At 70.2% G+C, this 25,367-nt stretch carries 31 protein-coding genes; 14 read left to right on the top strand and 17 right to left on the bottom strand.

Annotation, left to right across the window (positions count from 1 at the left end; translation table 11 throughout):
* Positions 1-32: 32 nt before the first annotated feature.
* The gene (locus ABIQ69_RS08635; protein ID WP_350349948.1) at positions 33-824 is read right to left on the bottom strand and encodes a cytochrome c; all 792 of its coding nucleotides are present in this window, start codon (positions 822-824) and stop codon (positions 33-35) included.
* A 49-nt stretch (positions 825-873) separates the two neighbouring features.
* Positions 874-1,509 (bottom strand): heme-copper oxidase subunit III, encoded by a 636-nt coding sequence (locus ABIQ69_RS08630; RefSeq protein WP_350349947.1) that lies wholly within the window; start codon positions 1,507-1,509, stop codon positions 874-876.
* A 140-nt stretch (positions 1,510-1,649) separates the two neighbouring features.
* Between ABIQ69_RS08630 and trpD the strand changes: the two genes are divergently transcribed.
* Positions 1,650-2,702, top strand: coding sequence for an anthranilate phosphoribosyltransferase (gene trpD / locus ABIQ69_RS08625; protein ID WP_350349946.1), 1,053 nt, complete (start codon positions 1,650-1,652; stop codon positions 2,700-2,702).
* A 72-nt stretch (positions 2,703-2,774) separates the two neighbouring features.
* Here the strand turns inward: trpD and glpK are convergent, their stop codons facing one another.
* Positions 2,775-4,289 (bottom strand): glycerol kinase GlpK, encoded by a 1,515-nt coding sequence (glpK, locus tag ABIQ69_RS08620; RefSeq protein ID WP_350349945.1) that lies wholly within the window; start codon positions 4,287-4,289, stop codon positions 2,775-2,777.
* Between the two features lie 151 nt (positions 4,290-4,440).
* Positions 4,441-5,217 carry an MIP/aquaporin family protein gene (locus tag ABIQ69_RS08615; protein ID WP_350349944.1) on the bottom strand — a complete coding sequence of 259 codons (777 nt, stop codon included), beginning with the start codon at positions 5,215-5,217 and terminating at the stop codon, positions 4,441-4,443.
* A gap of 222 nt (positions 5,218-5,439) precedes the next feature.
* Here ABIQ69_RS08615 and dhaK point away from each other — a divergent pair, with 222 nt between their 5' ends.
* From dhaK to dhaM, 3 genes are read left to right on the top strand one after another with little or no spacing between them, the layout of a single operon-like run.
* On the top strand, positions 5,440-6,441 hold the full coding sequence (gene dhaK / locus ABIQ69_RS08610; protein ID WP_350349943.1) for a dihydroxyacetone kinase subunit DhaK: 1,002 nt from the start codon (positions 5,440-5,442) through the stop codon (positions 6,439-6,441).
* On the top strand, positions 6,441-7,088 hold the full coding sequence (gene dhaL, locus ABIQ69_RS08605) for a dihydroxyacetone kinase subunit DhaL (protein ID WP_350349942.1): 648 nt from the start codon (positions 6,441-6,443) through the stop codon (positions 7,086-7,088). Before dhaK ends, dhaL begins: the two co-directional genes overlap by 1 nt.
* A gap of 1 nt (position 7,089) precedes the next feature.
* Positions 7,090-7,815, top strand: coding sequence for a dihydroxyacetone kinase phosphoryl donor subunit DhaM (gene dhaM, locus ABIQ69_RS08600; RefSeq protein WP_350349941.1), 726 nt, complete (start codon positions 7,090-7,092; stop codon positions 7,813-7,815).
* Between the two features lie 3 nt (positions 7,816-7,818).
* Here the strand turns inward: dhaM and ABIQ69_RS08595 are convergent, their stop codons facing one another.
* Positions 7,819-8,592, bottom strand: a complete 774-nt coding sequence (locus tag ABIQ69_RS08595) for an SDR family oxidoreductase (RefSeq protein ID WP_350349940.1) — start codon at positions 8,590-8,592, stop codon at positions 7,819-7,821.
* 92 nt (positions 8,593-8,684) lie between these two features.
* On the opposite strand from ABIQ69_RS08595, the gene ABIQ69_RS08590 reads away from it, so the two are divergent.
* The gene (locus ABIQ69_RS08590) at positions 8,685-9,041 is read left to right on the top strand and encodes a hypothetical protein (protein WP_350349939.1); all 357 of its coding nucleotides are present in this window, start codon (positions 8,685-8,687) and stop codon (positions 9,039-9,041) included.
* Here the strand turns inward: ABIQ69_RS08590 and ABIQ69_RS08585 are convergent.
* On the bottom strand, positions 9,038-9,487 hold the full coding sequence (locus ABIQ69_RS08585) for a helix-turn-helix domain-containing protein (protein ID WP_350349938.1): 450 nt from the start codon (positions 9,485-9,487) through the stop codon (positions 9,038-9,040). The genes ABIQ69_RS08590 and ABIQ69_RS08585 overlap by 4 nt on opposite strands.
* Positions 9,488-9,549: 62 nt before the next feature.
* Between ABIQ69_RS08585 and ABIQ69_RS08580 the strand changes: the two genes are divergently transcribed.
* Positions 9,550-10,998: an MFS transporter gene (locus ABIQ69_RS08580; RefSeq protein ID WP_350349937.1), complete on the top strand. Its 1,449-nt coding sequence runs from the start codon at positions 9,550-9,552 to the stop codon at positions 10,996-10,998.
* Here ABIQ69_RS08580 and ABIQ69_RS08575 read toward each other — a convergent pair.
* Positions 10,995-11,867 carry an AraC family transcriptional regulator gene (locus tag ABIQ69_RS08575; protein WP_350349936.1) on the bottom strand — a complete coding sequence of 291 codons (873 nt, stop codon included), beginning with the start codon at positions 11,865-11,867 and terminating at the stop codon, positions 10,995-10,997. The two genes, ABIQ69_RS08580 and ABIQ69_RS08575, sit on opposite strands and share 4 nt — an antisense overlap.
* Before the next feature lie 71 nt (positions 11,868-11,938).
* Between ABIQ69_RS08575 and ABIQ69_RS08570 the strand changes: the two genes are divergently transcribed.
* From ABIQ69_RS08570 to ABIQ69_RS08560, 3 genes are all read left to right on the top strand, one after another.
* Complete coding sequence (locus ABIQ69_RS08570) at positions 11,939-12,067, top strand: hypothetical protein (RefSeq protein WP_350349935.1); 129 nt, start codon at positions 11,939-11,941, stop codon at positions 12,065-12,067.
* Positions 12,064-12,408 carry a YciI family protein gene (locus ABIQ69_RS08565; protein WP_350349934.1) on the top strand — a complete coding sequence of 115 codons (345 nt, stop codon included), beginning with the start codon at positions 12,064-12,066 and terminating at the stop codon, positions 12,406-12,408. The genes ABIQ69_RS08570 and ABIQ69_RS08565 overlap by 4 nt, the downstream gene beginning before the upstream one ends.
* Before the next feature lie 63 nt (positions 12,409-12,471).
* Positions 12,472-13,062: a dihydrofolate reductase family protein gene (locus ABIQ69_RS08560; protein ID WP_350349933.1), complete on the top strand. Its 591-nt coding sequence runs from the start codon at positions 12,472-12,474 to the stop codon at positions 13,060-13,062.
* A 48-nt stretch (positions 13,063-13,110) separates the two neighbouring features.
* On the opposite strand, the gene ABIQ69_RS08555 is transcribed toward ABIQ69_RS08560, so the two are convergent.
* The 8 genes from ABIQ69_RS08555 to ABIQ69_RS08520 form a co-directional block, all read right to left on the bottom strand.
* Positions 13,111-13,848 carry an SDR family NAD(P)-dependent oxidoreductase gene (locus tag ABIQ69_RS08555; RefSeq protein ID WP_350349932.1) on the bottom strand — a complete coding sequence of 246 codons (738 nt, stop codon included), beginning with the start codon at positions 13,846-13,848 and terminating at the stop codon, positions 13,111-13,113.
* A 294-nt stretch (positions 13,849-14,142) separates the two neighbouring features.
* Complete coding sequence (locus tag ABIQ69_RS08550) at positions 14,143-14,322, bottom strand: hypothetical protein (protein ID WP_350349931.1); 180 nt, start codon at positions 14,320-14,322, stop codon at positions 14,143-14,145.
* 63 nt (positions 14,323-14,385) lie between these two features.
* Complete coding sequence (locus tag ABIQ69_RS08545; protein ID WP_350349930.1) at positions 14,386-14,547, bottom strand: hypothetical protein; 162 nt, start codon at positions 14,545-14,547, stop codon at positions 14,386-14,388.
* Positions 14,548-14,570: 23 nt separating this feature from the next.
* On the bottom strand, positions 14,571-16,940 hold the full coding sequence (locus ABIQ69_RS08540; protein ID WP_350349929.1) for an excinuclease ABC subunit UvrA: 2,370 nt from the start codon (positions 16,938-16,940) through the stop codon (positions 14,571-14,573).
* Between the two features lie 72 nt (positions 16,941-17,012).
* On the bottom strand, positions 17,013-17,423 hold the full coding sequence (locus ABIQ69_RS08535) for a VOC family protein (RefSeq protein ID WP_350349928.1): 411 nt from the start codon (positions 17,421-17,423) through the stop codon (positions 17,013-17,015).
* 9 nt (positions 17,424-17,432) lie between these two features.
* Positions 17,433-17,900: an AraC family transcriptional regulator gene (locus tag ABIQ69_RS08530; protein ID WP_350349927.1), complete on the bottom strand. Its 468-nt coding sequence runs from the start codon at positions 17,898-17,900 to the stop codon at positions 17,433-17,435.
* Between the two features lie 57 nt (positions 17,901-17,957).
* Positions 17,958-18,455 (bottom strand): FBP domain-containing protein, encoded by a 498-nt coding sequence (locus ABIQ69_RS08525; protein ID WP_350349926.1) that lies wholly within the window; start codon positions 18,453-18,455, stop codon positions 17,958-17,960.
* 246 nt (positions 18,456-18,701) lie between these two features.
* Positions 18,702-19,247, bottom strand: coding sequence for a hypothetical protein (locus tag ABIQ69_RS08520; protein WP_350349925.1), 546 nt, complete (start codon positions 19,245-19,247; stop codon positions 18,702-18,704).
* Between the two features lie 168 nt (positions 19,248-19,415).
* On the opposite strand from ABIQ69_RS08520, the gene ABIQ69_RS08515 reads away from it, so the two are divergent.
* On the top strand, positions 19,416-20,021 hold the full coding sequence (locus ABIQ69_RS08515; RefSeq protein WP_350349924.1) for a DUF308 domain-containing protein: 606 nt from the start codon (positions 19,416-19,418) through the stop codon (positions 20,019-20,021).
* Between the two features lie 84 nt (positions 20,022-20,105).
* On the opposite strand, the gene ABIQ69_RS08510 is transcribed toward ABIQ69_RS08515, so the two are convergent.
* Positions 20,106-20,879 carry an SDR family oxidoreductase gene (locus ABIQ69_RS08510; protein WP_350349923.1) on the bottom strand — a complete coding sequence of 258 codons (774 nt, stop codon included), beginning with the start codon at positions 20,877-20,879 and terminating at the stop codon, positions 20,106-20,108.
* Positions 20,880-21,015: 136 nt separating this feature from the next.
* Between ABIQ69_RS08510 and ABIQ69_RS08505 the strand changes: the two genes are divergently transcribed.
* The 4 genes from ABIQ69_RS08505 to ABIQ69_RS08490 all read left to right on the top strand — a co-directional run bounded on the left by ABIQ69_RS08505 (position 21,016) and on the right by ABIQ69_RS08490 (position 23,661).
* Positions 21,016-21,483, top strand: coding sequence for an NfeD family protein (locus ABIQ69_RS08505; protein ID WP_350349993.1), 468 nt, complete (start codon positions 21,016-21,018; stop codon positions 21,481-21,483).
* Positions 21,480-22,448 carry an SPFH domain-containing protein gene (locus ABIQ69_RS08500; RefSeq protein ID WP_350349922.1) on the top strand — a complete coding sequence of 323 codons (969 nt, stop codon included), beginning with the start codon at positions 21,480-21,482 and terminating at the stop codon, positions 22,446-22,448. Before ABIQ69_RS08505 ends, ABIQ69_RS08500 begins: the two co-directional genes overlap by 4 nt.
* Positions 22,449-22,455: 7 nt before the next feature.
* A complete protein-coding gene (locus tag ABIQ69_RS08495; RefSeq protein WP_350349921.1) occupies positions 22,456-23,211 on the top strand; it encodes a glycerophosphodiester phosphodiesterase family protein in 756 nt (251 codons plus the stop codon).
* Positions 23,212-23,295: 84 nt separating this feature from the next.
* Positions 23,296-23,661, top strand: coding sequence for an RNA polymerase-binding protein RbpA (locus ABIQ69_RS08490; protein ID WP_350349920.1), 366 nt, complete (start codon positions 23,296-23,298; stop codon positions 23,659-23,661).
* A gap of 84 nt (positions 23,662-23,745) precedes the next feature.
* Here the strand turns inward: ABIQ69_RS08490 and lnt are convergent, their stop codons facing one another.
* Positions 23,746-25,314: an apolipoprotein N-acyltransferase gene (gene lnt / locus ABIQ69_RS08485; protein ID WP_350349919.1), complete on the bottom strand. Its 1,569-nt coding sequence runs from the start codon at positions 25,312-25,314 to the stop codon at positions 23,746-23,748.
* Positions 25,315-25,367 lie beyond the last annotated feature (53 nt).

Here is a 25,367-nt window from a genome sequence, read left to right as displayed (position 1 = left end):
GTTCTCCTTCGTGAGCTTCTTCGGTACCGGCGTCAGTTGGACTTCGCCGTGATCCAGACGGTGATGGCGACGATCGCGCCGAGACCGAAGATCCAGATGAACAGACCCTCGGCGACCGGGCCGATCGAGCCGAGCTCGAAGCCGCCGGGCGAGCGGTTGTCCTGGACGTACTTGAGGTACGTGATGATGTCGCGCTTGTCTTCGGGCGAGATGTTCAGGTCGTTGAACACGGGCATGTTCTGCGGGCCGCTGACCATCGCCTCGTAGATGTGGACGCCCGAGACATCCGTCAGCGGGGGAGCGAACTTGCCCTCGGTGAGCGCGCCGCCCGCGCCGGCCACGTTGTGGCACATGGCGCAGTTGATCCGGAAGAGCTCGGCGCCGTTGGCCGCGTCGCCGCCGCCATTGACCAGGTGGTCGGCGGGGATGTCGGGGCCGGGGCCGAGCGAGCCCACGTAGTACGCCAGCTGCTTGACCTGCTCATCGGTGAACTGCACCGGCTTCTGCTGAGCCTGCGGGCCCTGCATCTGCATGGGCATGCGGCCCGTGCCGACCTGGAAGTCGACCGCCGCCGCGCCGACGCCGATGAGGCTCGGGCCGGTCTCGGTGCCCTCGGCGTCCATGCCGTGGCACGTCGCGCAGTTGGCCTGGAAGAGCTTCTTGCCCTCTTCGATGGTCTGCTGCGACGACGAGTCGGCCTCGGCCTGCGCCGTACCGGTGCTGAACGCCGCGTACGCGCCGCCGGTGAAGACGAGGCCGAGCGCGAGCAGCGCGACAGTGGCGAGCGGGTGCCGGCGTCCGGTGCGTCGCTTCTGGCGGTTCATTGGCTTCTTCCTGTTCACGGGCATGCTGGGGTGACGCTCCTGACGCGGCTTACTTGAGGACGTAGATGACGAGGAAGAGACCGATCCAGACGACGTCGACGAAGTGCCAGTAGTAGGAGACGACGATCGCGCTCGTCGCCTCGCGGTGGCCGAACCGCTTGACTGCGAACACCCGGCCGATGACGAGGAGGAAGGCGATGAGCCCGCCGGTGACGTGCAGGCCGTGGAAGCCCGTGGTGAGGTAGAACGCCGACCCGTACGAGTTGGAGTCGATCGCGATGCCCTCGGAGACGAGCGAGGCGTACTCCCAGACCTGGCCGGCGACGAAGATCGCGCCCATGGCGAAGGTGAGGAAGAACCACTCGACCATGCCCCACTTGCCGATCTGCCACCACTTGCCGGTGGCGTACGGCTGCAGGCGCTCGGCCGCGAAGACGCCGAACTGGCAGGTGAAGCTCGACGCGACGAGGATGATCGTGTTCGTGAGCGAGAACGGGAAGTTCAGCCGGTTGGCCTCGAACTCCCACAGCTCGGGCGACATCGCGCGGAGCGTGAAGTAGATCGCGAAGAGGCCGGCGAAGAACATGACCTCGCTGCCCAGCCAGACGATCGTGCCAACCGCGACGGTGTTGGGACGCTTGATCAGGGGCGCGCTCGCCTGAGTAGTCAATGAGGTGCTCGTCACAATCACCCATTATGGCCGAAACCGAGGCTGAGTTTTCGTCAGGCGGGCATCCCGTGTCCCTGCTCCGCGCGCGCGTAGCCGGAAACGCGCTGCGATGGGCCCGGGAATCCGCCGTGAATCCCGCCGATAGGATCGACGCCATGACCGCAGCGCAGACCTGGCCAGGCATCCTCACCTCGCTCCTCGAGGGCGACGATCTGAGCGTGTCCGACGCCGCCTGGAGCATGGAGCAGGTCATGACGGGCTCGGCGACCGAGGCGCAGCTCGCCGCCTTCCTCGTCGCGCTGCGGCTGAAGGGGGAGACCGTCGACGAGATCGTCGGCTTCCGCGACGCGATCCTCGAGCACGCCCTCCCGCTGCCCGTCGATCCGATGGCCCTCGACATCGTCGGCACCGGCGGAGACCGCTTCGGCACCGTCAACGTGTCGACCATGGCGTCGGTCGTCGCCGCGGCAGCAGGCGTGCCGGTGCTGAAGCACGGGAACAAGGCGGCGAGCTCGGCCTCCGGCTCCTCCGACGTGCTCGCCGCCCTCGGCGTCGACCTCACCCTCACCCCCGAGCGGGTCGCCGAGGTGTTCGAGCGCACCGGCATCAGCTTCGCATTCGCATCCGCGTTCCACCCCGGGTTCCGTCACGCGGGCGCGGTGCGCGGGCAGCTCGGCGTGCCGACCGTCTTCAACTTCCTCGGCCCGCTCTGCAACCCGGCCCGGCCCGAGGCATCCGCGGTCGGTGTCGCGCACCTCGACCGGGTGCCGCTCATCGTCGGCGTGTTCCAGACGCGCGGCGCGACCGCGCTCGTCTTCCGCGGTGACGACGGACTCGACGAGCTCACGACGACGGGGCACAGCCACATCTGGGAGGTCTCGGGCGGCACCGTCAAGGAGCACGACCTCGACCCGCGCGAGCTCGGGCTCCGACGCGCGTCGATCGACGAGCTCCAGGGCGGGGACGCCGCGCACAACGCCGCGATCGTGCACGAGGTGCTCGGCGGGGCCGAAGGCGCGGTGCGTGACATCGTCATCCTGAACGCCGCCGCGGGGCTCGTCGCGTTCGAGCTCGCGAAGGACCCCGGCCAGTTCCAGCGCACGATCCTCGACCGGTTCCGCGAGAAGATGGCCGTCGCCGCCGAGGCCATCGACTCCGGCGCTGCGGCGCGCAAACTCGACGAGTGGGTCGCCGCCACACGCGCCTGAACGACGGATGCCCCGGACGTCGGCCCGGGGCATCCGATCATCACCGACCCACTGGGCCGATCGGAGTGCTCGTCAGCTGACGTCCTCGTCGACCCAGTCGAAGGTCTTCGTGACGGCCTTCTTCCAGAGGCGCAGCTGGCGGTCGCGCTCGGAGGCGTCCATCTTCGGCTCCCAGCGGCGGTCCTCCTGCCAGTTGGCGCGCAGCTCGTCGAGGTTCGACCAGAACCCGACGGCGAGGCCCGCGGCGTAGGCGGCGCCGAGCGCCGTCGTCTCGGCGACGACGGGCCGGACGACGGGCACGCCCAGGATGTCCGCCTGGAACTGCATGAGCGTGTTGTTGGCGATCATGCCGCCGTCGACCTTCAGCTCGGTGAGGTCGACGCCCGAATCGGCGTTCACGGCGTCGAGCACCTCGCGCGTCTGGAACGCCGTCGCCTCGAGCGCCGCCCGCGCGATGTGGCCCTTGTTGACGTAGCGGGTGAGTCCGACGAGCGCACCTCGTGCGTCGGGCCGCCAGTACGGCGCGAACAGGCCCGAGAAGGCCGGCACGAAGTAGGCACCGCCGTTGTCCTCGACCGTCTTCGCGAGCTCCTCGACCTCGGGAGCGCTCGAGATGATGCCCAGGTTGTCGCGGAGCCACTGGATCAGCGACCCGGTGACCGCGATCGAGCCCTCGAGCGCGTAGTGCGCCGGCTGGTCGCCGAGCTTGTACCCGAGGGTCGTGAGCAGGCCGTTCTTCGAATGGACGATCTCGGTGTCGGTGTTGAAGATCAGGAAGTTGCCCGTGCCGTACGTGTTCTTCGACTCGCCCTTGTCGAACGCGGCCTGGCCGAACGTCGCGGCCTGCTGGTCGCCGAGGATGCCCGCGACCGGCACCTCGCGGAGCAGGCTCGACGGCTCGACCGTCCCGTAGACCTCGGAGGAGGACTTGATCTCGGGCAGCATCGAGCGCGGCACCCCGAAGGCCTCGAGGATGTCGTCGCGCCAGCTCAGGGTCTCGAGGTCCATGAAGAGCGTGCGGCTCGCGTTCGTGACATCCGTCGCGTGAACGCCGCCCTCGACACCGCCGGTGAGGTTCCACAGCACCCAGCAGTCGGTCGTTCCGAAGAGCAGATCGCCCGCCTCGGCGCGCTCGCGCGCGCCCTCGACGTTCTCGAGGATCCACACGATCTTCGTCCCCGAGAAGTACGTCGCGAGCGGCAGCCCGACATCCTGTTTGAAACGCTCGACGCCGCCGTCGGCCGCCAGGCGGTCGACGATCGGCTGCGTGCGGGTGTCCTGCCAGACGATCGCGTTGTAGACGGGCTCGCCCGTGTTCTTGTCCCAGACGACGGCGGTCTCACGCTGGTTGGTGATGCCGACCGCGGCGATATCGTGCCGCGTGAGGTCGGCCTTGCCGAGGGCCTGGCCGATCACCTCACGGGTGTTGCGCCAGATCTCCATCGGGTCGTGCTCGACCCAGCCCGCCTTCGGGAAGATCTGCTCGTGCTCGAGCTGACCCGTCGCGACGATCGACCCCTGCTTGTCGAAGATGATCGCGCGCGTGCTCGTGGTTCCCTGGTCGATCGCCAGGATGTAGTCGGCCATGCCGTTCTCTCACTTCCATTCGTTCGCCGGCCCGTCGGCTCCGACCGGCCGGTCGTCTCAGTGCATGCGTCGCACTGCGTGCGGTTACGTGTGCCGTTCCTGTGGGCGGGGAACGGACGGGGCCGGCCCGAGCGGACCGACCCCGTCTCGTTCACCCGAGCAGCGGGAGCAGCGGGATCGCGAGCCACCCGGCGATCAGGCCGCCGACGATCGGGCCGACGACCGGGACCCACGAGTACGACCAGTCGGAGCCGCCCTTGCCCTTGATCGGGAGGATGGCGTGCGCGATGCGGGGACCGAGGTCACGGGCCGGGTTGATCGCGTAGCCCGTGGGGCCACCGAGCGAGGCGCCGATGCCGACCACGAGGAGCGCGACCGGGAGCGCGCCGAGCGCTGCGAGGCCGGCGTCGCCCTGACGCCCGCCGCCGAAGCCGATGACGACGAAGACCAGCACGAACGTGCCGATGATCTCGGTGACGAGGTTCCACCCGTACGAGCGGATGGCCGGGCCGGTCGAGAACACGCCGAGCTTGTTCGCGGGCTCCGGCTCCTCGTCGAAGTGCTGCTTGTAGCCGAGCCAGCAGAGCACGGCACCGAGGATCGCACCGATCAGCTGAGCGCCGATGTAGGCGATGACGCTCAGGAAGTCGACCGGGACGGTCGTGCCGAACGCCGCGTTTCCGAACTCGGTGGCGCCGTTCGCGACGAGACCGAGGGTGACCGCCGGGTTCAGGTGCGCGCCCGAGGCGTAGGAGACGATGACACCGGCGAAGACCGCGAGGCCCCAGCCGAAGTTCACCATCAGGAACCCGCCGTTGAAGCCTTTCGTGCGCACGAGCGCGACGTTCGCGACGACGCCGCAGCCGAGCAGCACCAGCATCGCCGTGCCGACCAGCTCCGATAGGAATACGACCCCGAGATTGTCCACTTTGGCACTCCGTCCTTCCTCTGCGCCTCAGGGCAGAGCCCCCTTCGGCCTGGATGATGCACACCATACTCACGGCGACCGCCCGCCCGGAAGGGCACGCCGCGAGTTCGCCCACTGGACCTACCCACGACGCCGCGTCCGGCGTAGGTTGTGCTCAGGTGCTGCAGCGGGGCGGGTGCACCGGCATCCCGTCCCCTCGCAACGGAAGGGGAAGGGACGTCCGTGAAGAAGATCATCAACGACCCGAAGCGGGTGGTCGACGAGTCGGTCGCCGGATTCGCGCTGGCCCATGCGGATCTGGTCCGCGTGGAGACCGATCCCACGTTCGTCGTCCGCGCCGACGCCCCGGTCGCGGGCAAGGTCGGGCTGGTCTCGGGTGGCGGGAGCGGGCATGAGCCGCTGCACGCCGGCTACGTCGGCTACGGCATGCTGGATGCCGCGGTGCCGGGCGCGGTGTTCACCTCGCCCACCCCCGACCCGATCCTCGCGGCGACCAAAGCCGTCGACGGGGGCGCAGGCGTGCTGCACATCGTGAAGAACTACACGGGCGACGTGCTGAACTTCGAGACCGCCGCCGACCTCGCGGCGGCCGACGGCATCGAGGTGCGCGCGGTCGTGACCAACGACGACGTCGCGGTCAAGGACTCCCTCTACACGGCAGGGCGGCGTGGCGTCGCCGGCACCGTCCTCGTCGAGAAGATCGCGGGCGCCGCCGCGCAGCGCGGCGACACCCTCGACCAGGTCGCGGAGATCGCCGAGCGGGTCAACGCCAACGCGCGCTCCATGGGCATGGCGCTCACGCCCTGCATCGTCCCGCACGCCGGCGAGCCGAGCTTCACGCTCGCCGACGACGAGGTCGAGATCGGCATCGGCATCCACGGCGAGCCCGGGCGCGAGCGGATCAAGATCGAGCCCGCGGACGCGCTCGTCGACCGGCTGCTCGAGCCGATCCTCGAGGACCTGCCGTACCGCTCGGGAGACCGGGTGCTGCTCTTCGTGAACGGCATGGGGGGCACGCCGCAGATCGAGCTCTACATCGCGTACCGCCGCGCCGCCGAGGTGCTCGCCGAGCGCGGCATCGAGGTGGCCCGTTCGCTCGTGGGCAACTACATCACCTCGCTGGAAATGCAGGGGTTCTCGGTGACACTGCTGAAGCTCGACGACGAGATGGTCGAGCTGTGGGATGCCCCGGTCGAGACGCCGTCGCTCCGGTGGGGCCGTTGATGGCGGGCGACGGAAAGCTCGGTCGCGACTGGGCGGTGGACTGGGTGCGTCGGAGCGCCGCGACGATCGACGAGCACCGGGTCGAACTGATCACCCTCGACCGCGAGATCGGCGACGGCGATCACGGCGAGAACATGGACCGCGGGTTCCAGGCGGTGCTCGGCAAGCTCGACACCCTCGGGGCGGATGCGACGCCGGCGGACGTGCTGAAGCTCGTCGCGACGACCCTGATCTCGACGGTCGGCGGAGCGGCTGGGCCGCTCTACGGCACGGCCTATCTGAAGGCCGCCGGCGCCGTCACGGGCGCGTCCGAGCTCGACGGACGGGCTATCACCGCGCTGCTCACGGCCGCGCGCGACGGGATCGTGCTGCGGGGCAAGGCGGAGGCGGGGGACAAGACCATGGTGGATGCCTGGAGTCCCGCCGTGGAGGCCGCGGACGCGGCCTCCGAAGCGGGGGCGTCCGCCGCAGCGGTGCTCGCGGCCGCGGCCGACGCCGCCGCCTCGGGCGCCGAGGCGACCGAGCCGCTGGTCGCGCGGAAGGGCCGGGCGAGCTACCTCGGCGAGCGCTCGGCCGGGCACCGCGACCCAGGCGCCCAGTCGACGGCGTGCCTGTTGCGGGCCGCTGCCGACGCGGCGGGGGCGTGACGTGGCGGAACGGGTCGGCCTCGTCTTCGTCTCGCACTCGTCGCTGATCGCTCGCGGCCTCGTCGAACTCGCCCGTCAGATGGCGCCCGACACGGCGCTCGTCGCCGCCGGCGGCACGGACGAGGACCGGATCGGGACGAGCTTCGACCGCGTGAGCCAGGCCATCGCCGAAGCAGACGCCGGCTCCGGCGTCGTGGTGCTCTGCGACCTCGGATCGGCGATCCTCACCGCGGAGACCGCGCTCGACTTCCTCGACGACGACGCCCGCTCCCGGGTGCGCATCGTCGACGCGCCGCTGGTCGAGGGCGGTGTGGCAGCCGCCGTGGCGGCGGAAGCCGGCGACGATCTGGAGGCGGTCGCTGCCGCGGCGCGAACCGCCGGCGGGGGAGCGGGCGGTGGGACGCATTCCGCTGACGGCATATCCGAAAGCGCCCCGGCCGGCGCCGATGCCGCAGCCGGCGGATCGGTCACCGGGGTGCGACGAACCGTGACCCTGATCAACGACGACGGACTGCACGCGAGGCCCGCCGCCGAGCTGGTGAAGCTCGCCGCGACCTTCCCGCAGAAGGTGACCGTGAACGGGGTCGACGCGAAGAGCCTCCTCGCGATCATGGCGCTGGGTCTCACGAAGGGCGCTGAGATCGAGGTGGCGAGCGAGGATCCGGCGGCCGGTAACGCCGTCGAGGCGATCGCCGGGCTCGCGGCATCCGGGTTCGGCGAAGCGTGAACGCTAGTTGCCGCCGGCGACCCTGATGTCGGCGCCCGTCGTGTACGACGCGTCGGAGGAGAGCAGGTACGCGACCGCGCCCGCGATCTCGTGCGGGTACCCTGCCCGGCCCATCGGGATGCGAGGGGCTCGCTCTTCGGGGGCGTTCGGTCGGCCGGCGGCAGCGTGGATCTCGGTGAACGTGGTGCCGGGGGAGACCGTGTTCACGCGCACGCCGTCGGCCGCGAACTCGCGGGCGGTGCCGAGCGTGAGGATGTTCAGCGCCGCCTTGCTCATCGCGTAGGGCACGTACGTGTGCGGGGAGCCGTTCGTCGCGGCGCCCGAGGAGATGTTCACGATGGCCCCGCCCTCCCCGCCGCGAGCCGTCGACATGTGCGCGATCGCCGCCCGGGTGACGACGATGGGCGCGAGGACGTTCACGCGGAACACGAGCTCCGACTCCTCGATCGGCGCGTCGAGGAATCCGCCGATGCGGCCGGTGATGCCGGCGTTGTTCACGAGCCCGGTGAGGCGGCCGAGCGCCGCCACGGCGTCGGGAACGACCCTCGCCGCAGCGTCCAGGTCGGCGAAGTCGACCTGCAGCGTCGCCACCTCGACGCCCGACGCGCGGCACGCTCGGGCCACGTCTTCCGCCTCCTCCGCACGCTCGCGGTACGTCAGCACGAGGTCGTGGCCGTCGGCCGCCAGCCGCTCCGCGATCGCTCGCCCGATACCGCGACTGGCTCCGGTGACCAAGGTCGCGGGGGAGGAGGTGGGGCTCGTCGAGGCATCCGTCATGGATGTCAGCCTATGGGCGCCGGGATGCTCGCGAGCCGCATCTGCCGTCTGCCGCTGGTGCAGCCCGTGCGGCGAGGCGTACCATCGGCGTCATGGCACGCGATCGGGCGGGCCGCCAGAATGACGGCAACGCATTCACGCACTTCTTCGACCGGGTGGATCGGGCGCTCACGCCGGTGTTCGAGTCCGCGCCGTCCCCGACGGGCGAATCGCCGCCCGAGTCCGCTCGCGACGACGCTCCGTGCCCCGTGTGCGGGCATCCGATGTTCGAGCACCGGTTCGCCGACGAGCCCGGCGGCAACGTCATCTTGATCTGTCCGACGGACGAGCGGCTTCCCGAGCACGAAGTCGAGGGGCCGTACAACGAGCTCGGCATGCCGGCGAGCGGCCGGCGGCTGGAGCGCTATCGGGAGCAAATGAGGGCGACCGGCTCGGACCGGCACGACTAGCGGCCGGCGACCGTGACGTCGAGCACTCGCTCGGTGTCGCGGTCGTAGCGACTGCGCGCTGCGGCGATGTCCTCCTGGTGCTGCTCGGTCCAGAGGACGAAGGACTGCACCGTGGCGTGCAGTGAGCGGCCGAGTTCGGTCAGGGCGTAGTCGACGCGGGGTGGCACCACGGGGTGCACCGTTCGCTCCACCATGCCGTCGCGTTCGAGTTGGCGCAGGGTCACGGTGAGCATGCGCTGGCTGACGCCGTCGATCAGGCGTTTCAGCTCGGTGAATCGCATCGTCCGATCGTCGAGGAGGGCGATCACCAGAAGCGACCATTTGTCGGCGATCCGGTCGAGGATCTGCCTCACCTCGCAGTCCTCGCGGACATCCCATTGGAACGCGTCGTTCCAGTCGGTTCCCTCGTGGTGACCGAGTGACTTCGAAGTGCCGTCTTCCGTCATCCCTCAATGGTCACGCAGGATGTGGTCAGTATCAAGAAGTAACTGACCAGAGGAGCGCGCGCGTGTCGACGGATACGAGACCATTGCCCATCGAGCCGCCCAGGGGAGACACGATCGGTGTCGCCCGCGACCGCATCCGAGGCCGTGCATTGGGCCTGCTGATCGTGCTGTGCGGTGCCGCGTTCCTCGAGGGCGTGGATGTCGCGATGTTCGGGATCGCGCTGCCCGCGATCCGCGCCGAGCTCGGCCTCGCCACGGGAGAGCTGCAGTGGGTCGTCAGCGCCTACATCCTCGGCTACGGCGGATTCATGCTCCTCGGCGGACGGGCGGCCGACCTCCTCGGCCGGCGACGGGTCTTCCTCGTCTCACTCGGAGTGTTCGTGGTCTTCTCCGGTCTCGGCGGGCTCGCGAGCGAATCCTGGATGCTCCTGGTGGCCCGCGCGGCGACCGGTGTGGCGGCGGCCTTCATGATGCCGGCCGGCTTGTCGATCATCACCACCGGCTTCCGCGAAGGTCCGTTGCGCACGCGCGCCCTGCTCATCTACGCCGGCATCGGCGCGGCGGGCTTCTCGATCGGCCTGGTGGTCGGTGGGCTGCTCACCATGCTCGGCTGGCGGTGGGTGTTCTTCGCCCCGGTCATCGTCTCGACCGTGATCCTCGTACTCGCGGTCCCGCTGGTGCCCAAGCCCGATCCCCAGCGCGACGCGGAGCGTCCAGCACGAGGACGCGCAGACGTCGCCGGTGCCCTGACCGTGACGGCCGCGTTCCTCGCCCTGATCACCGCCATCGAGCAGTCATCGCACGCGGACCCCATCGTGACCGGGTCGCTCGTCGCCGTCGGCGCGCTGCTGCTAGCGGCCTTCGTCGCGATCGAACGCCGTGCCGCCGAACCACTGGTCCGACTGGCCTTCCTGCGACGAGTGCCCCAGCTCCGCGCGTACCTCGGTGCTGCCGCGCTGGCAGCGGGGTTCCTCGGATTCCAGTTCCTCGTCGTACTCCACCTGCAGGAGCAACTCGGCTGGAACAGCCTCGCGACGTCGTTGGCGCTCCTCGTGCTCGGCATCGACGCCATCCTCGCCCCCCTGCTGACCCCGCGTCTCGTGGCCCGCTTCGGCCTGTGGCCGGTCACGCTCACGGGGCTGGCCGCCGCCGGGGTGTCGTTCCTGCTGTTCCTTCCGGTCGGCGCCGATTCGACGTACGCCGCGATGTTCCCGAGCTTCCTCGCCCTCGGCCTGGCGTTCACCTTCGCCTACGGGCCGCTGACCGTCGCGGCGACCGACGGCGTGCCGGACGAGGACCAGGGACTGAGCGGAGGACTGCTGTACACCGCGTTCCAGGTCGGTGCGGCGATCGGGCTGGCTGCCACGAGCGCCATGCTCACGGCGGCGGAGACGGATGGCCTCGAGCCGATCGAGGCGACCCGTCTCGCGCTCATCGTGCCGATCGCCGCGGCGGTGGTCGGTGTGGCAACGGGGATCTCCGGGGTCATGGCATCCCGGAGATCCCGCTAGGACTCGCCGCGTTCCACGGGGAGCCACAGCTCGCACGTCGCCGAACTGAAATCGGGGGAGCGGTCGAGCACCGACACGATCGACGGACCGGGACGCAGGCGCCACGGGTTCGAGGGGAACCATTCGGTCGCCGTCGCCGCCCAGGTCGACTGCAGCGCGGCGGGGTGGGCGCCCGACGAGCGGAACACCGCCCACGTGCCGGCCGGAACGTCGATCGCGTCGAGGTCGCCCGGCATCGGGGTGCCCTCACCGACCGCGACGCCGTGCAGATACGTCAGCTCGCTCCCCTCGGGGGAGTCGGGCTCGTGGTCGTCGGTCACCTGCAGCAGACCGGCCGGTTCGGCGCTGCTCAGCTCCTTGAGACGGGCGTGCTCCGTCGCCGGGATGCCGGCGATGTGCGCTTGGATGTGCGGATTGACGCCATGGTGGATGAGCGGCACGCGGGCGGCGTGCCCGATGAGGCGGAAGCTCGATCGGTCGACGATTCGGGTGTCCATCGGAGTGTTCCCTTCTACGGTCAGGCGGAACCTGAGTTGCGGTTGCGTACGAAGGGGACCGCCCGCCCGGCGGACATCGCCCGGGCCGACACCGTGCACCGCCTTGAACGCCCGGCCGAACGCCTCCGTGGAGCCGTAGCCGTACCGGACGGCGATGCCCAGCAGCTCGCCGTCGCCGAGCACCTCGGCGGCGGCGACCGTCATGCGGCGCCGTCGGATGTACTCCGACAGCGGCATGCCCGCGAGGGACGAGAACATGCGGCGCGCGTGGTACTCGGTCGTGCCGAGCTCACGCGCGAGCGCCTCGACGTCGATCTCGTCGGCGAGGTGATCGTCGATGAACTCGACGAGCGCGTTGAGCATCCCGATCACGGTTCCTCCTTCGACATCCAGCCTCGCCGCCGGCACGGGACCGCGCCCGATCATCGCGGTCCGATTCGATCATGCAGCAGGACCGCCCGACCGTCGTCCCGGGCAGCTCGAAGGTCGCCGGCGGACCGCTCGACGTCGTCGGCGGCATGGGCGAAGATGAGGCGATCCCGGTTCGCAGCATGTGGAGGAGTCGACGATGACGAAGTACCTGATCTCGTTCCCGAGTTCGGCGATGGACCACCTCTCGGAGGTCGAACTGCAGGCGGCCTCCGAGGAGTCGCATGCCGTCGTGCAGGAGGCGAAGGCCGCTGGAGTTTGGGTCTTCGGGGGAGCGATCGACACCGGCGTCCCTCCGGTGCTCGTCGCCGGCGACGGCACCGTGACCGACGGGACCTACCCGGAGCGAGCCCACCTCGACGGCGGGTTCGCCATCCTCGAGGTGCCGAGCCGCGAGGCGGCGGTCGAGTGGGCGGCGAGGATCGCGACCAGTTGCCGGTGCGCACAGGAGGTGCGTCCCTTCCACTTCGACCCGGAGAGCTGACGCCGGTCGCATCCTGCGGGTCTGCGGGTCGGCGGGCTCGAACACACGAGAGAGGACGGCACCTTGGGCAAGGTGGTCATGTACGGCACGGTATCCGTCGACGGCTTCATCGCTGACGACAACGACCAGCCAGGGCCGCTGTTCGACTGGCTGGTGAGCGGTGACGTGCCGCTGGACGAGAGCGGGGTGCTGAAGGTCTCACAGGCCTCGTACGACTACACGAGACCGTACTGGGATCAGGTCGGCACCACGATCGCCGGCCGGCGCGTCTTCGACCTCACCGACGGCTGGGACGGCACGCCGCCGAGCGGGGTCGACCATGTGGTCGTGGTGACGCACCGGCCGGCGCCCGAGGGATGGAACCCGGAGGCGCCCTTCCACTTCGTCGACGGCGTCGAGGCCGCGGTGGCGAAGGCTCGAGAACTGGCGGGGGAGCGCATCGTCGAGGTCGCCGCCGGCGACGTCGGCGGTCAGGCGCTTGCCGCGGGCCTGGTCGACGAGGTGCGCATGGATGTCGCTCCGGTGGTCTTCGGCTCGGGCAAGCGGTTCTTCGGCTCCTTCGACGGTCAGCAGCTGCTCGAGGACCCGCACGTCGTCATCCAGGGCGAACGGGTGCTCCACGTGAGCTTCCGCGTGCGACGCGAACCCGCCTGACCGGGGAACGAGGCGATCTGGCTCGAGTCTTGCCCGGGGGAGCGCGCCTCACCAGGGCACGGGACCGGCCGCGCTGATGAACGTGCCCGACGGAGCGTCATCCGCAAGCGTCGCCGCCGCGACGACGATCTGCGCCGCGTCGTCCGCGCTGGTGGGCGCGTGCTCGCGATTGCCAGGCGCCAGATCGGTCTGCACCCAGCCCGGGCACACCGAGGTGACCTTGATCTTCGTCTCGGCGAGCATCTTGCCGAGACCGATCGTGAGGCTGTTCACCGCGGCCTTGGACGCCTGGTAGGCGGGCACCACGCTCGCGTAGTAGGGGGAGTCCGGGTTCTGCTGATCGCTCAGCGACCCCATGGTGGAGGAGATGTTCACGATCCGTCCTGCAGGGCTCTGCTTCAGCAGCGAGAGGAACCCCTCGGTCACGGCGGCTACGCCGAACACGTTGGTCGCGAAGGTGTGTTCGAACGCGGCGAGGTCCACGAACTGGTGTCCACCCGACGACGTCGCCTCCGGAAGCACGCCCGCGTTGTTCACGAGCACGTCGAGACGCCCGTGGCGCCGTCTCACCGCGTCGACGGCCGCGGCGATGCTCGCCGGCGACGTGACATCCATCGCGAGCGCTTCGGCGGCGAGACCCTGCGCGACGAGCGCGTCCGCCGATGCCTGTGCGGCGTCCGCATCGCGGCCGGCGACGATGACCGTTGCGCCCGCGCGGCCGAGCGCGGCGGCCGTCGCGAACCCGAGACCGCGGTTGCCGCCGGTGATCAGTGCGATGGTGCTCATGTGATGGATGTCCCTTCCGCCGGCGCCGTGCCGGCTGGTCGGGTTCCATCCTGAAGACGGGCGGAGCGGGGCGCTGGCGGGAAACGGTCGAGGCGTCAGGGGTGGAGTACGAGGGCGGTGACACCTACTCATTCCGACATAATGTGCATTATCGGCTAACGGGGGAACCGGCTGACCAGCCCCGGGCTGGCTCCCGCAATACGGCAGGATTCGCCGGTGCCGATTGATGCACACCGGCGGAAAGCGACGACACACTGCGTGGCGACTCGCGTACCGGTCGGGCGCATGGATGATCTACGGTCGGTGTCCCGCAGAAGCCTCGTGGCCCGCGAGCAGCCGTTCGGTCGCCGCTGCGGTGCGCTCGGCCGCGTCGGCGGCCCGCTCCGCGGCATCCCGCGTACTGCGCAACGCGCCGATGATGCTGATCAGGCCGAGCACGAAGACGAGGATGAGGCCCATCACCAGGAACTCCATTCGGGCACCGTACCAGTCCGTCCGCACCCACGACCAGGCAAGTTCACCGCGCCGGGCGGCGCGTCACCGCGGCAGCGACCGCCCCGGCGCCTGCGCTCGTTCCAGCGTGAACGCCTCGAGCTCGTCGAGTCGCTCGACGGCGGCGGCGACGGCGAGAACCTCGTCAGCCGAAGCGTCCAGCCCGTAGGTCTCGATGAGCAGGTCGTCATCCAGCGCGCGCCGCATGCTGCCAACCCCGACCGCGCCGCTCACGCCCCGACGTACTCCGCGAGGTGCTCCCCCGTCAACGTCGACTTCGCGGCGACCAACTCGGCGGGCGTGCCCTCGAAGACGATGCGTCCGCCGTCGTGCCCGGCGCCAGGGCCGAGGTCGATGATCCAGTCCGCGTGGGCCATGACCGCCTGGTGGTGCTCGATGACGATCACGGTCTTGCCCGCGTCGACCAGTCGGTCGAGCAGGCGGAGCAGGTTGTCGACGTCGGCGAGGTGGAGGCCCGTCGTCGGCTCGTCGAGCACGTAGACCTCCCCCGTCTCCCCCATCGCGATGGCGAGCTTGATGCGCTGGCGTTCACCGCCCGACAGAGTCGACAGCGGCTGGCCGAGCGTCAGGTACCCGAGACCGACGTCTTCCAGGCGTCCGAGGATGCCGGCGGCCGCGGGCAGCTTGGTCTCCCCCGCCGAGAAGAACTCGCGCGCGCGTGCGACGGGCAGGTCGAGCACCTCGGTGATGTCCAGTCCCCCGAGCTTGTACTCCAGCACGGCTGCCTGAAAACGCTTTCCCCCGCAGTCTTCGCAGGGCGTCTCGATCGTGTCCATGAACCCGAGTTCCGTGATGATGACGCCGGACCCCTTGCACGTGGGGCACGCACCCTCGGAGTTCGCGCTGAACAGCGCGGGCTTGACGCCGTTCGCCTTGGCGAACGCCTTGCGGATCGGTTCGAGCAGGCCCGTGTACGTGGCGGGATTGCTCCGCCTCGAGCCCTTGATGGCGCCCTGGTCGATCGCGACGACGCCGTCGCGCCCGGCGACCGAGCCGTGGATCAGCGAGCTCTTGCCCGACCCCGCCACACCGGTGACCACGGTGAGCACGCCGAGCGGGATGTCCACGTCGACGTTCTGAAGGTTGTTCGAGGAGGCCCCGCGCACCTCGATGGCGCCGGTCGCAGCGCGCGCCTCGGCCTTCACCTGCGCCCGGTCGTCGAGGTGACGCCCCGTGAGCGTGTCGCTCCTCCTGAGCTCCTCGACGGTTCCCTGGAAGGTGATCCGTCCGCCCTCGCTGCCCGCGCCGGGACCGAGGTCGACCACGTGGTCGGCGATCGCGATGGCCTCGGGCTTGTGCTCGACGACGAGGACCGTGTTGCCCTTGTCGCGCAGACGCAGCAGCAGCGAGTTCATCCGCTGGATGTCGTGCGGGTGAAGGCCGATCGTCGGCTCGTCGAAGACGTAGGTGACGTCGGTGAGCGAGGAGCCGAGGTGGCGGAGCATCTTGATCCGCTGCGCCTCTCCCCCGGACAGCGTGCCCGACGGGCGCTCGAGGCTCAGGTAGCCGAGGCCGAGCGTGACGAACGCGTCGAGGTTCGCGCTCAGCGCCGCCAACAGCGGGCCCGCCTCCGGGCGGTCGAGACCGCGCACCCACTCCGCGAGATCGGTGACCTGCATGCGGCAGGCGTCGGCGATGCTGATGCCGTCGATCTTCGACGAGCGGGCGCCCTCGGTGAGCCGTGTGCCGTCGCACTCGGGACAGGTGGCGAAGGTGGCGACGCGTTCGACGAAGGCCCGGATGTGCGGCTGCAGGGCGTCGACATCCTTGGAGAGCATCGACTTCGTGATCTTGGGGATGAGCCCCTCATAGGTCATGTTGATCCCGCTGATCTTGACCTTCGTGACCTCGCCGTAGAGGAAGAGGTGGCGCTGCTTCTCGGTGAACTCGGCGATGGGCTTGTCGGCGGGATAGAACCCCGACTGCGAGAACCCCTTCACCATCCACCCGTCTGGCGTGTAGCCGGGGACCATGATCGCGCCCTCGTCAAGCGACTTCGACTCGTCCACGATCTGCGACAGGTCGAGGTCGGAGACCTGCCCCCGGCCCTCGCACCGTGGGCACATGCCGCCCAGGTAGATCGCATCCTTGACGATCTTCTTCTCGCCGCTCGGCCCGGTCATGACCCCGCTCGCCTTCTGCGTCGGGATGTTGAACGAGAACGCGGTCGGGCCGCCGATGTACGGCTCCCCCAGCCGGCTGAACAGGATCCGCAGCATCGCGTTGGCGTCGGTGACGGTGCCGACCGTCGAGCGCGGGTTCGCCCCCATCCGCTCCTGGTCGACGAGGATCGCGGTGGTGAGCCCGTCGAGCACATCGACGTCGGGCCGCGGCACCGACGGCATGAACCCCTGCACGAAGGCGCTGTAGGTCTCGTCGATGAGGCGCCGCGACTCGGCTGCGATGGTGTCGAACACGAGCGAGCTCTTGCCGGAGCCGGAGACGCCGGTGAAGACCGTCAGGCGGCGCTTCGGCAGGTCGAGGCTGACGTCCTTGAGGTTGTTCTCGCGCGCGCCGCGCACGCGGATGAGGTCGTGGCGGTCGGCGGGGTGGTCGGTGGTCGCGGGCGCGTCGCTCATGCGATCTCCATCAATCTCGTCGGGGCGTCGCCCGGTCGGTGCCGGGCGAGCGTGCGGTGGTCGGATGCCTCGTCAGCGGGGTTCCTGGATGCGGACCATGTTGCCCGCCGGGTCGCGGAACGCGCAGTCGCGGACCCCGTAGGGCTGGTCGATCGGCTCCTGCGCGACCTCGGCGCCGGTGGCCTGCACGCGGTCGAACGCGGCGTCCACGTCGGGCGTGGCGAGGACGACGCTCGCGAACGTGCCCTTCGCCATCATCTCGGCGATCGTGCGCGCCTCCTCCTCGGTGACCCCGGGGTCCGCGGTCGGCGGATACAGCACGAGGGCCGTGCCATCCTCGCCCGCCGGGCCGACGGTGATCCACCGCATCCCCTCGTAGCCGACGTCCTTCCGGACCTCGAAGCCGAGGGCGTCCCGGTAGAACGCGAGCGAGGCCTCCGGATCGGTGTGCGGGAGGAACGCGTACTGAATCGTGATGTCCATACCGTCACGCTATCGGCGGCCCGAGGCGGGCGCTTCTCGTTTCCTGATCGGTCTGGCGACCTTCTTCGCGAGCACCGAGGGCACGCCCGTCATGACCGCGGGCATCCCGTCGTCGGGCCGCTCACCCGCCTGCCGGCGGTAGACGCTCGGCGAGACGCCCACGAGTTCGGTGAACCGGGTGCTGAAGGTGCCGAGGGACGAGCAGCCGACCTCGAAGCAGACCTCGGTCACGCTGAGAACGCCGCGGGACAGCAGCGCCATCGCGCGTTCGATCCGGCGCGTCATGAGGTAGGAGTACGGGGACTCGCCGTAGGCAGTCCGGAACAACCGGCTGAGGTGTCCGGACGACATGTTGACGCCGCGAGCGAGCGCGTCCACGTCGAGCGGCTGCGCGTACTCGCGGTCGATGCGGTCGCGGACTCGCCGCAGGCGGGCGAGGTCGTCGAGGTTCGGCGACGGGGCCGGCGGGCTGCTCACCTGCGCGATCGTGCCACGCACGCCGCGGGATGTCCAGCGAGCCCGCCGGCGGTACCGCTACCCGTCGGTGTCGCCGAGGACGGCCGCGGCGAAGCCGCTGACCCGCTCCCGGAGTCCGGCGATGCGCTGCTGCCTGGCCGCCTCCACGTCGAACCCGAGGTAGACGGCCGGCGGGCGCTTCCTGGCATTGAACGAGCAGCCGAAATCGGCGCAGCAGAGCGTGCCGATGGTGTCGCCCTTCCGGCCTGCCGCACCGGCGAGCCGTGCCGAGTAGAAGACGACGTCATCGGCGAGCTCGACGTCCTGGCACCACGTGCACTGCGCGCGGCTGCGGGGCGTGGCATCCGCTCGCTTCAGCAGCACGCCGACGAGGCGCTCGCCCACTGTCGTGACGACGTAGCTGCGCTGCGGGAGCTTCCGGTCGCGCCAGCCGAGGAACTCGAGGCGGTCCCAGTCGATCTCGGCGAATCCGGCGGGCAGGGAGAGGTCGCTGACCTCCTTGCGGGAGGCGTTCACGAAGGAGGCCCGAATCTGGGCTTCGGTGATGGGGGTCATGGTCATGCCGTTCTGGGGTGCGCCGACCGCCGTGGCGCGCGTCAGAGGCGCCGGGGTCGGCTGGGTTCGGTGGGAGAACGCGTGGATGCCGCTCCGTGCGGGCACGGGGCATCCGGGGACGCGCTATCTGCCGCCGGCGCGGACGCCGGCGACCTCCTGCCGCCCCGAGGGCAGACCGACCGTCATGAACACGTCCGACAGGCTAGCAGCGGAAACCGGTCGGCGCCTGGGAGGCGCTGACGGCGGTCAGGACCCGGGCGCGCCCGAGCAGTCGGCGCGCGCACCCGCCCCTCCCTCGGCGACGCCGGTGGCGCTCGCGACGTGCCGGCCCGCGATGAAGAGGGAGCAGGCCAACGTCCCGGTGCCCTCGCTCGCGGCGAGGAAATGCCAGAGGTCGGATGCCGCTCCCCCGGTGCAGTCGGACTGCAGCACGACGAGCACCGGGCCGGGCTGCCGCATGCGGCGGACGAGCTGCGTGCCGTCGCTGCGGAAGACCGGATAGGTGAGCTCCACCGGCGCGGTGTCGTCCTCGGAGGTGACCACGAACGCGATCACGTCGGCTGCGCCGGGGTCGACCGGGCAGTCGCCGCGCTGCGCCGGCAGCACCTCGAGCGCCGACGATGGGTCGGGGATGTCGCCCGGATCCCAGGCCTGCGGTGTCGAGCTCGCCGATGTCGGCGACGTCGCCGGGCCGGGGGTGGTCTCGGCCGGCCCCGGCGCGGTGGTCGTGCACCCGGTGGCAGCCAGTACGACGAAGGCGGCCGCCGCCCGGGCCCCTCGCCGACGAGTCATCCCCATGCGCGTCATGCTACGACCGGCGTCCGACCACCGTCACGGGTGGTAGCGCACGGAGGTCTGCCGACGCGCACGACTCGCGCGTTCACATCCGACACGCAGCCTCCGCCGAGCCATAGCCTGAGCGTGCGCGACCCGTGTCGTCGCATCGAAGGGGGTACTTCCATGTCCAGTCCGCAGTCCGACTCGTTCTTCGCCACGTTCTCGCTCGACGCGGCGGACCTCTCCAAGTCGGCCATCAACACCGTCCGCGCGACGCTCGGCATCTCGGGCGTCGTCTCGCTGATCGTCGGCCTGTTCATCACGTTCGCGCCGGAGAAGTCCGCCGTCGCGCTGGCGTGGATCTTCGGGCTCTACTTCCTGATCGCCGGAATCGCGTACGTCGGCCTCGGCATCTTCTCCAAGGGGATCTCCGGCGGAGCGAGGGCGCTCGACATCATCCTCGGCGTGCTGTTCGTCATCGCGGGCATCATCGTGCTGGCGAACCCATCGGAGTCGGCGGTGTTCCTCGGCATCTTCCTCGGCGTCTTCGTCGGCATCCTGTGGATCGTCGAGGGGGTCGTGGCGCTCGTGCAGTCGGGTGACGCCGCGTCGAAGGGGTGGGCGATCTTCTTCGGCATCCTGAGCGTCGTGGCAGGCCTCGTGCTGCTGTTCTCGCCGCTCTGGGGCGCGATCTTCCTGTTCTGGTTCGCCGGCATCGCGCTGATCGTGCTCGGCATCGTCCAGATCGTGCGCGCGTTCACCTTCGGCAAGAAGGCCGCGACCGCCTGATCGGCCCGCTTCTGCGACGAACGCGGCCGGTGGGAGCATCCGCTCCCACCGGCCGCGTCGTCTGCGGGGCTGCTCGTACGGAGGTCAGTCGAGCGACGCCGGGCGGAAGCCCGAGATGTCGCCCACGTAGCGGGTGTGGTCGGCCGGCACCGGCTCGACGGCGGCCAGAGCGACCTCCGCGGCGAACTCGGCCACGTTGTAGAGGCGGCCGGCGTCCTGCTTGCGCGCCTCGATCGCGCCGGGGTTCGCGCGCTCGAGCAGGGTCGCCGTGATGGTGCCCTCGATCATGTCACCTGAGACCACCACGAACTCGACGCCGGCGGCCTCCAACTCGGGCAGCCGTTCGCGCAGCGCGTCCTCGCCCGCGCGCTTGGACAGCGCGACCGGCTCGTATTCGGGCATCGTCGGCGTCGTGCGGATGAAGTGCGCCTGATGGCTCGTGACGAAGACGATGCGTGCGCCCTGCGCGAGGTGCGGGAGTGCCCCGTCGACGACGTTCACCTGCGCGTCGCGGTTCAGGCGCATGGCGTAGTCCTCGCCCATGCCGGTCTCCATGCCGCCCGAGGCGTTCAGCACGAGGAGGTCGAGCTTGCCGAACTCCTGCTCGGCACGCGCGAACATCTCCGCGACCGAGGCCGGGTCGGTGAGGTCGGCGCCCACGGCGATCGCGCGCCCGCCCGCAGCCTCGATCTCGGCGACGACCTTCTCGGCGCGGGGCGCCTTGCTGCGGTAGTTGATGACGACGGCGGCGCCCGCTCCGGCGAGGTACCGGGCGGTGTCCGCGCCGATGCCGCGCGAGGACCCCGTGACGAGGGCGACGCGGCCGGCGAGCGAACCGGGGGCGAGTGGGGTGGTCACGATGGTGCTCCTCGTTGCGTGGAGGCCGCGGCCGGGCGCCGGGCCGATGACCAACCGACCCTATCAACCTCCCGCGGACGGGCCTTGCACTGCTAGGTTCGAAAGGGGGCGCGTTCGAAGGAGACGGATATTGGATGTGCTGACCCAGTACGCCTGGATCGTCTGGCTGGTGCTGATCCTCGCGTTCGCGACGATCGAGGTGTTCACGCTCGAGATGACGTTCCTGATGCTCGCGCTCGGCAGTGTCGCCGGGTTGCTCTCGGGTCTGTTCGGCATCCCGTGGTACGCGCAGTTCGTCATCGCCGCGCTCGTCGCCGTCGCGCTGATCCTGGTCCTGCGACCGCCGCTGCTCCGAAGGCTCAGGCGCGGGGGCGATCCGGCTCGCAGCAACATCGACGCGCTCATCGGCATCGACGGCCAGGTCGTGCGGACCGTCACCGGCGCGGGCGGTCAGGTGAAATTGCAGAACGGGGACGTCTGGACGGCCAGGCTCTCCCCCATCACCGAACAGGCGGATGTCGCGGTCGGCGAGAAGGTCCTCGTCACGGGCATCGACGGGGCGACGGCCGTCGTCGTTCCGGTTGAGAGGAGCACTCCCCAGTGATCGACCTGTCCACGATCATCGTGACGATCGTCGTCATCGCGATCGTCATCTTCGTCATCGTCGTCCTGGCGCGGTCGATCCGGATCATCCCCCAGGCGTACTCGGGCGTCGTGGAGCGGCTCGGCCGCTATCACAAGACGCTCACGCCGGGTCTGAACGTGCTCGTGCCCTTCATCGACCGGCTCCGTCCGCTCGTCGACATGCGCGAGCAGGTGGTGTCCTTCCCGCCGCAGCCGGTGATCACCGAAGACAACCTCGTCGTCTCGATCGACACCGTCGTCTACTTCCAGGTCACCGACGCCCGCGCGGCGACCTACGAGATCGCGAACTACCTGGGCGCGGTGGAGCAGCTGACCACGACGACGCTCCGCAACGTCGTGGGCGGGCTGAACCTCGAAGAGGCGCTCACGAGCCGCGACAACATCAACGGACAGCTCCGCATCGTGCTCGATGAGGCCACCGGCAAGTGGGGCATCCGCGTCTCGCGGGTCGAGCTCAAGGCGATCGATCCGCCCGTGTCCATCCAGGACTCGATGGAGAAGCAGATGCGCGCCGAGCGGGACCGCCGCGCCGCGATCCTCACCGCGGAGGGCACCAAGCAGTCGGCGATCCTCGAAGCCGAGGGCCTCCGGCAGGCCGAGATCCTCCGCGCGGAGGGCGACGCGAAGGCGGCGGTGCTCCGCGCCCAGGGCGAGGCGGAGGCGATTCAGACCGTGTTCCGCGCCATCCACGAGGGCGACGCCGACCCGAAGCTGCTCGCGTACCAGTATCTGCAGACGCTTCCGCAGCTCGCGCAGGGTCAGGCCAACAAGCTGTGGATCGTGCCGAGCGAGCTGACGGAGGCGCTGAAGGGCATCGGCCGCGCGTTCACGCCCGGCCCGGTTCCGAGGGCGGCGCCGGGCTCGGCGACGGCTTCGGGTCCGAACGCCACTGAGGCGCCGGGCGGCGAGCGGCCGTCGGCGTAGAGATCCCGTGGCATCGGGGTACTTCGAGCCGGCGTCCCCGCGAGTGCTCGCGCATCGCGGACTGGCGCTCGAGGCGCCCGAGAACACCCTGCCCGCGTTCGAGGCGGCACGTGCCGTGGGCGCCGAGTACGTCGAGACCGACGTGCATCTCAGTCGTGACGGCGTGGCGGCGATCGCGCATGACCCCACGCTGGCGCGAGTCGCCGGAGACGAGGTGCCGGTGAGCGCACTCACGATGGATGAGCTCCGGGCGGTCGACCTGGGGGCGGGAGCCGGCTTCGCGACGCTCGAGGAGGCCCTCGACGCGTTCCCGACGCTGCGGTTCAACATCGACGTCAAGGTGGAGGCGGCCGTCGAGGCCACGGTCGCCGCGGTGCGGCGTACCGGGTCCGCCGGGCGGGTCCTGCTCACGAGCTTCTCCGACCGACGACGCCGGCGACTCGCGACTGCGGTTCCTGGCGTCGCGACCTCGGCCGGTCGTGGCGGCGTGGTCCGGGCCGTGTTCGCGGCACCGCTCGGTCGGAAGGGCGCCATGGTCCGGGCGTTGGCGGGTGCACAGGCGCTGCAGGTGCCCGAGCGTGCCGGCGCACTGCGCGTGGTCACTCCCCCGCTCATCGCTCTGGCGCACGCGGCCGGTGCCGAGGTGCACGTGTGGACGGTGAACGACCCCGACGACATGCGTCGCCTGCTCGCGCTCGGCGTCGACGGCCTCGTCACCGATCGCGCCGACCTCGCACTTCCGCTCATCCGAGCACGAAGCTGAGAATCCCCCGCGAAACCATCAGCGGGCGGCAAGGGAATGTCCAGCTTGATCGTTTATACCTGTAGACGATCGAGAGGAGCCGTTATGGCAGACCGAAGCCTTCGCGGAATGCGAATCGGGGCGCAGAGCCTGCAGAGCGAAGACGGCGTGGTGTTCGCGGATCGCGCGGAGTACACCTACCGCTGTGCCGACTGCGGCCGCGACACCGTGATGACCTTCTCGACCGAGGCCGAGATCCCCGACACCTGGGAGTGCCGCTTCTGCGGTCACAACGCGACCCTGCTGGTCGACCAGAAGCCAGTCGAGGTCGACCGTTCGGGTGAGAAGGTCGCGCGCACCCACTGGGACATGCTGCTCGAGCGTCGCACCATCCCCGAGCTCGAGGAGCTCCTCGAGGAGCGCCTGCAGTGGCTGCGGGCGCGCCGGGGACAGACGCAGAAGTCCGCCTGACCCACGCCCACCGTCGACGCCGGCTCGGATGCTCCGAGCCGGCGTTCTTGTCGCCGTCGGCGATGACCTCGGACGACGGAGGCGTCAGACCGTGGGGGCCTCGTCCGCGGACACTGCGGTCCGCCGGCGCCGCGCCAGCACGCCGCAGAGCACCAGGCCCGCCAGTGACCCCGACGCGATGACCCCCGGGATCCACTCCCCCAGCACGACCGCCGGGGTGAGGCCGGTGCGGAGCGTCACGTCCGTCACCATGGCGCCGGGCTCGTCGGCGGGCAGCGCGTCGATCGTGCGTCCGTCGGCCTCGATGACCTGGCTCGTGCCGACCGTCGAGATGTTCACCACCGACCGCCCGGTCTCGATCGCCCGGAGTCGCGCGATCGCGAGCTGCTGGAGGTTTTCGTCCGTGTTCCGGAAGTCGGCGTTGTTGGTCTGCAGGAGGTAGACCTCGGCTCCCTCGCGCGCGCCCTGCCAGATGACGTCGTCGTAGATGACGTCGAAGCAGATGGCGAGTCCGGCGATCGCGTCGCCGAGGTCGAAGACGGGCGCGTCGGTGCCCGGTGAGTATCCGCGCTGCACGAGCGAGATCAGGTCGGGGGCGAAGAGCATGTAGAAGTCGCGGTCGGGGATGTACTCGCCGAACGGCACCGGATGCCGCTTCGAATAGCGGTCGACCGCCCCCTCGCCTTCCTCCCAGAGGAGCGAGGTGTTGTAGAAGCGGGCGTCTTCGTCATCGCCGTCGACCGTCACGGTGTTCACCACGAGCGGCGCCCCGTCGAGCCGGCCCGCGAGCCGGTCGAGCGTGGCGGCAGTGGCCGGGTCGCGCGTCGGGTCGATGTCGACGGAGCCCTCGGGCCACAGCAGCACGTCGATGCCGTCCTCGTCGAGGACAGGGGCGGTCGCCTCGAGCTGGCTGCGCAGGACATCGCCGCGCTCGCGCTCGTCGAAGTAGCCGGCCGGGCCGTTCCCCTGCACGCTAGCGACGCGGAGGTTTTCGCCCGCGCTCGTCGGCCACGCGGGCAGGACCATGCCGACGACGATCGCGAGGAGGGCGGGAAGCGCGGTCCTGAGGTCACGCCACGCGCCGACGCGGGCCCACTCGATGAGGGCCGCGGCGATGAAGACCATCAGGAAGCTGAGCCCGAGCTGCCCCACCCACGACACGGTCTCCGCGAACGGGCTCAGCGACTGGCTGTGCGCCGCTCGCGCCCACGGAAAGCCGCCGTAGGGCACCGTGCCGATCGCGAGCTCACGAGTGGTCCAGAGGCCGGCGACGAGGGCGGGCAGTGCCACGAGCCGCATCCAGCGTCCGCTCGCGGCGCGGGGAAGCCACCGGTAGGCCAGGGTGATGGCGAGCCCCCCGAGCGCGACGAACACCGCTTCGAAGAGCGAGAGCGCGAGCCACGGCACCGGACCGAGGTACCGGCTCGTCCACTCGACGTGCACGAGGTAGAACGTCGCGCCGAACAGGTAGCCGATGAGGAGCCCGCCCCAGGCCGAGCGGCCGATCTGGGCGAGCAGCACGAGCGCGATGCCGGCGAACGCGAAGGGCCAGATGCCGATGTCGGGAAAGCCCCAGTCGTAGACGAACCCGGCGAGCACGGCGACCGGGGCGGCGGCCCACCACGGCAGAAGAGGGCGGGGGTACTCGGGCACGACGTTCAGCCTAAGCGAGGTCGGCAGCGCCGCCGCACGCGTGGCCGCACGAG

Source organism: Agromyces sp. G08B096 (genome assembly GCF_040267705.1).
Taxonomy (GTDB): Bacteria; Actinomycetota; Actinomycetes; order Actinomycetales; family Microbacteriaceae; genus Agromyces.
This window is presented reverse-complemented; position numbering and strand designations above follow the sequence as displayed.

Coding starts and splice junctions, on each gene's coding strand:
- ABIQ69_RS08635 (WP_350349948.1), bottom strand. CDS start 824: ATGAACCGCCAGAAGCGACGCACCGGACGCCGGCACCCGCTCGCCACT.
- trpD (WP_350349946.1), top strand. CDS start 1,650: ATGACCGCAGCGCAGACCTGGCCAGGCATCCTCACCTCGCTCCTCGAG.
- glpK (WP_350349945.1), bottom strand. CDS start 4,289: ATGGCCGACTACATCCTGGCGATCGACCAGGGAACCACGAGCACGCGC.
- dhaL (WP_350349942.1), top strand. CDS start 6,441: ATGGCGGGCGACGGAAAGCTCGGTCGCGACTGGGCGGTGGACTGGGTG.
- ABIQ69_RS08595 (WP_350349940.1), bottom strand. CDS start 8,592: ATGACGGATGCCTCGACGAGCCCCACCTCCTCCCCCGCGACCTTGGTC.
- ABIQ69_RS08590 (WP_350349939.1), top strand. CDS start 8,685: ATGGCACGCGATCGGGCGGGCCGCCAGAATGACGGCAACGCATTCACG.
- ABIQ69_RS08585 (WP_350349938.1), bottom strand. CDS start 9,487: ATGACGGAAGACGGCACTTCGAAGTCACTCGGTCACCACGAGGGAACC.
- ABIQ69_RS08570 (WP_350349935.1), top strand. CDS start 11,939: ATGCAGCAGGACCGCCCGACCGTCGTCCCGGGCAGCTCGAAGGTCGCC.
- ABIQ69_RS08565 (WP_350349934.1), top strand. CDS start 12,064: ATGACGAAGTACCTGATCTCGTTCCCGAGTTCGGCGATGGACCACCTC.
- ABIQ69_RS08555 (WP_350349932.1), bottom strand. CDS start 13,848: ATGAGCACCATCGCACTGATCACCGGCGGCAACCGCGGTCTCGGGTTC.
- ABIQ69_RS08550 (WP_350349931.1), bottom strand. CDS start 14,322: ATGGAGTTCCTGGTGATGGGCCTCATCCTCGTCTTCGTGCTCGGCCTG.
- ABIQ69_RS08545 (WP_350349930.1), bottom strand. CDS start 14,547: ATGCGGCGCGCGCTGGATGACGACCTGCTCATCGAGACCTACGGGCTG.
- ABIQ69_RS08540 (WP_350349929.1), bottom strand. CDS start 16,940: ATGAGCGACGCGCCCGCGACCACCGACCACCCCGCCGACCGCCACGAC.
- ABIQ69_RS08535 (WP_350349928.1), bottom strand. CDS start 17,423: ATGGACATCACGATTCAGTACGCGTTCCTCCCGCACACCGATCCGGAG.
- ABIQ69_RS08525 (WP_350349926.1), bottom strand. CDS start 18,455: ATGACCCCCATCACCGAAGCCCAGATTCGGGCCTCCTTCGTGAACGCC.
- ABIQ69_RS08520 (WP_350349925.1), bottom strand. CDS start 19,247: ATGACTCGTCGGCGAGGGGCCCGGGCGGCGGCCGCCTTCGTCGTACTG.
- ABIQ69_RS08515 (WP_350349924.1), top strand. CDS start 19,416: ATGTCCAGTCCGCAGTCCGACTCGTTCTTCGCCACGTTCTCGCTCGAC.
- ABIQ69_RS08490 (WP_350349920.1), top strand. CDS start 23,296: ATGGCAGACCGAAGCCTTCGCGGAATGCGAATCGGGGCGCAGAGCCTG.